Genomic DNA, 4197 nt, shown 5'->3' with positions numbered 1-4197 from the left:
TGATAGCAAGAAATCACTGAGCCAACCACTTATTAAATCGATTAACTCATTACCTATATTAGGATTATGCTCATTGGCATAATCCCCTTTTTTTAAGCTCTCTTTCGTTATACATTGCTTCACTTTTGTTCATCTCCGTATAATTCCTTATTAATCTTAGGGATGTCAAACACATAACAATTAACACGTGTCTTCTCTTCCCCGATTGTTCTGCGTTGACAAATTCTATCTTTTCCTCGAAGTATCCAACCTTTTTTCAACCAAGCATTAACAATCGTATCCATCGATTGAAACTTATTCTCTCTTTCAAGAAATTCTCTAAGCTGATGTTCCGCAATCCCTATTTCTAAAACCTGTTCCCGGTTCGTCTCTCTACTAACTTCTGATACCATAAATCCCCAGCATTCAGTATTACTAACATTGCGATTTGATCTAGGTCGACGCACTGTTTTCTTAAAATGATGAAAGTTTTTAGAGACGATTTCCATAATGTATTCATAGGCTTTAATCGCAATATCACTATCAGTTAATCTATCATTCTCAGCTGTTATTAAAAAGTCTAATATTCCCTCTAAATCAAGCCCTAGATTCAACCTTTTATTGGCAATTTGCCCTGTTAACATATAAATAGCTAGCTTTTGTGCCAAACGATCCTTAATATGAGCATGATTCAACTTTGATTTGATTTTATTGCACCAATTTTTATGAGCTTTAACTAGACTTTCTTTACTTAGCTTCATCAGCTCTTCGACAAATTTAGGCCCTAAATGGCCGTAATTAGCCAAGCAAACATTCTTAATATTGTTAGAATTTTCACTATCTCGAGTCCAAGTGATACCTGAATACTCCGAAACACGAGCTCTAATTCCCGTATTATTAGCAGCTTTAGAAATAAGAGAAAACTCTCCTGAAGATAGTACTACTGTACGAAAAGGTGATTGTTCTGCTAAAAAGCAATCTTTTGTCATCCGATTCTTATCTTCTCCTCCTGTAATAATATACAAGAATTCAGTCCAATCCTTTGTAGAGCTCATACTAGCTTCATCAATTCCCATTGGAATCCCCATATTTCCGCTTAATTTTTTTATTAAACCATTTTGGGTTGAATTATAATTAAAGATAAGAGAATTTTTAGAAATAGTTGGCGCACCAAATAAAGATATAGCAAGTTGTAAAGCTGTCGTTTTACCTACACTACTATCACCTACAATATGAATCAATTGGGATTGAACGTGAACATCTTCACCTAAGAGGGCAACGGTAGGAGCTGTGAGCCCGAATAGTACAATTGTTTCTAAGGGAATATTCCCCTTTACTTCACTTTGATACATCAGCTCCCAAGATTTAAATGTCCCTTTAGGTTTAACACTATAAACTCCATCATACTTTGAAGATTTAGTGCTACCAATGAGGTTATAATGTTTAAAGACAAGTTTATTATCGCATTGTGAAAATCCGAGTGTAGTATGTACACATGATTGTGTAACATTGTTCAACGCATTACGAATATGTTTTAAAACATACCCTTTATTTAAACTAGTAACATCTGCCCCTATACTATTCAAACTTTCAAGGGTTCTCGTGGATAAAAGATTACTTAAATTCATTTTATGAGTTCGAAGTTCTCCCCCATAAATGGGGTAGAACTCTAATATTACTACTGCTTGGAGTGTATCAATATTGGTTTCAACCTCTCTAATCCCAATATAACGTCCAATTTTTTCATATACATTTTTAGTAGCATCATGGTAGTAAAGGTAAAAATTTGTGAAATACATATCTTTGTAGATAGCTTTCGGATATCTGGTAATTTTAGTTTCCACCCTTATAACTCCTCCTCTTCAAACATAAGGTCTTCCAGTTCTTCATCTGGCACATTAACATCTAAGTCATCTAAATCCAAATCCAAGTCCAAGTCCAAGTCTAAATTCAAATCATCTTTGATATTTTCTTGTTGCCCTGAACAGCTCGCTTGTTCCACTACAAGATGATTAGTCTCTTCCCTATTAGATACGGTATCTTCAGACTGTTCAAACTCTAATCCAGTGGCATCTGTTTGATTTTGACCAATAAAATTGTTGATTTCTTCCTCATCTAAAGGAATCATATCTACGACATTACAATAAGGCCCATTATTTTTTACTGTTGCCTGCACATAGACCTCTGCTAAAGACTCCAGATTAAGTGGATAAGCATCTAAATCAACTTCGAACTCCATAAATAATCTCTTTAAAAAATAATTTTTAGGAGAAAATTGTGTACTATATTTTAGAGCTACATTCATACCATCATCATCTTTTAATAAAACATTGACAATTAAACGAAGTCCGTTTTTACCTTCTTTTAATTCTACAGTCCCTGTTTTCCCATAATAAATACCGTCTGGTAAGTAATCAAATACCAGCTCTTCCTTAAACCATTGAGAAATATTGCTTAAATCAATTCCACTTTCACAGTAAAAATTTTTAGTACTATATTTTTTAGATTTAACACTCATGATAATCACTCCGATATTCTAATTTCATCAGCTCTTGCCGACATCATTAGAATACCAGCTTTTCAATTCTTTTCATTTTGGGAAAAAACCGTGTTTTTTCAAAAATCGTGATTTTTTTTGAAATTTAGATATAAAAAAAACATCGTTTTCCGATGTTTTCTAATTTTTACTGCTTGTATTTAATTCATCAATTGTATGGTTTAAATCCATAATTTGATTTAATATTAATCGATAATAGTCTAAGTTACATTCTTTCTTCTTATAATGGACTGTGAAATCATCCAGTTCATAATATCCTGTAATGATCTCATAATTTAATTGATTTTTTACTAACCCTAAAAGACCATCAATAATCTCATCTTGAAATACACCTAAAATTGAAATATCGATAAATTTATTTAAGCCCAATATTTCTTGAACCCATCTCTCCTTTTTCGCTTCATCCAATGTAAAATATAATGGCACATACTTCTGCCTTTGATCTATCAGTGGATTTAGAAATAATAATCGCAAATCAGAAATAGATTGCAATGCTTCCTCTTCGGAATTACAATATTTGCTCACATGAAGTAATATAGAAATCAACAAATTATATTGTAGCGATTTTTCCAATTGATAACATTCTAAACTCTTACTTATTACATCTGAATCTTCAATTTTCAATTTATAATGCTCATATAATTCTTTTAAATTTTTTAAGTTTATATTTTTAAGCTCTCTATTAATACGACCTGTAGTGGTTCTATACGCTGTCAATTTTGAATCTTTATTATTTTTTAAATAATCTCCTTGATCTTTTATCTGACGATGAGTTTTATACTGATGAATTTGTGACTCTTTAAGATCTATCTTTCTATTCATATAACAATTTCCACTCACATTTGTATTTTTCAATTTTTCACTTCGTAATTTTTCTTCTTGAATAGTTCGAAAATTTATTCCATGATATTGATCTATCCCCCTTTCAATAAATTTATCCAGATTACTGTTTTTTCCACCATTTTGGTAAAAATAATCTTCTAATCCTTCATCTTTAATAATCATTTCATTTACTTTCGTTACACTATACGTCGGTTCTAGCGATTGAAGGTGTGTTACCCAAAAATAGAATCGAACATACCTTTTAATATCCTCTAAACCAATATAAAAATTATTTGTAACATATTGATGAAACATTAAATCAACCATTTGATTGATATGGTGATTAATAAGCTCTATAATCATTAAATTATCTCCTTTTATTGACTAGCATCTAAATTATGAAATTATCTTCTTTTCCATCATTTGAAAAATAATTTAATTTTCAACCCGAAAACCCGTTATTTTTCGAATCATAATTCGTTATCTATTACAAAATTCTTACTTTTTTATTCTAATATATATTTTTTTACGGGTTTATGGGTTTTCGGGTTTATTCATTCTATCATCAGAAAATAATCATTTCATTATTATACCAAATATAACAAAAAAAAATAATGTTTCAGTTTTTAGGCTGAAACATTATTTTTTTAATCAATATTCCACTGCTAACAACATCGTGGCATATTCACCTTCATCTATGATGAAGACCTTCTGCTCAATTGGATCCATTGACTTCAAGTGATAAACTTGCTTGTATTCCGGCACTTCCTGTCTATGCTCGATTTGTTGAGTATGTTCTCCAATCCGCTTCAATTCAAACACTTGTAGGTAGTCATATT

4 protein-coding genes are annotated in these 4197 nt (G+C 31.2%); all 4 read right to left on the bottom strand.

All coding sequences use genetic code 11. The features are described 5' to 3' along the window. Positions 1 to 119 precede the first annotated feature (119 nt). The gene (locus J6D32_RS06160) at positions 120 to 1823 is read right to left on the bottom strand and encodes a DUF927 domain-containing protein (RefSeq protein WP_262957788.1); all 1704 of its coding nucleotides are present in this window, start codon (positions 1821 to 1823) and stop codon (positions 120 to 122) included. 2 nt (positions 1824 to 1825) lie between these two features. Further along, entirely contained in the window at positions 1826 to 2497 is a 672-nt protein-coding gene (locus tag J6D32_RS06155) for a hypothetical protein (RefSeq protein WP_262957789.1), read from the bottom strand. Between the two features lie 159 nt (positions 2498 to 2656). Beyond that, a complete protein-coding gene (locus J6D32_RS06150) occupies positions 2657 to 3721 on the bottom strand; it encodes a hypothetical protein (protein ID WP_272157137.1) in 1065 nt (354 codons plus the stop codon). A gap of 288 nt (positions 3722 to 4009) precedes the next feature. Continuing rightward, on the bottom strand, positions 4010 to 4197 hold a 188-nt coding region (locus tag J6D32_RS06145; RefSeq protein WP_287467402.1), incomplete at its 5' end, for a DUF960 family protein.

Source organism: Turicibacter sp. (assembly GCF_017941855.1).
Lineage (GTDB): Bacteria > Bacillota_I > Bacilli_A > MOL361 > Turicibacteraceae > Turicibacter > Turicibacter sanguinis.
Note: the sequence above shows the minus strand (reverse complement) of the source record. Positions and strands in the feature narration are given on the sequence as shown.

Excerpts from the sequence above, each read along its gene's own strand:
- J6D32_RS06155 (WP_262957789.1), bottom strand. The coding sequence starts at position 2,497 with ATGAGTGTTAAATCTAAAAAATATAGTACTAAAAATTTTTACTGTGAA.
- J6D32_RS06150 (WP_272157137.1), bottom strand. The coding sequence starts at position 3,721 with ATGATTATAGAGCTTATTAATCACCATATCAATCAAATGGTTGATTTA.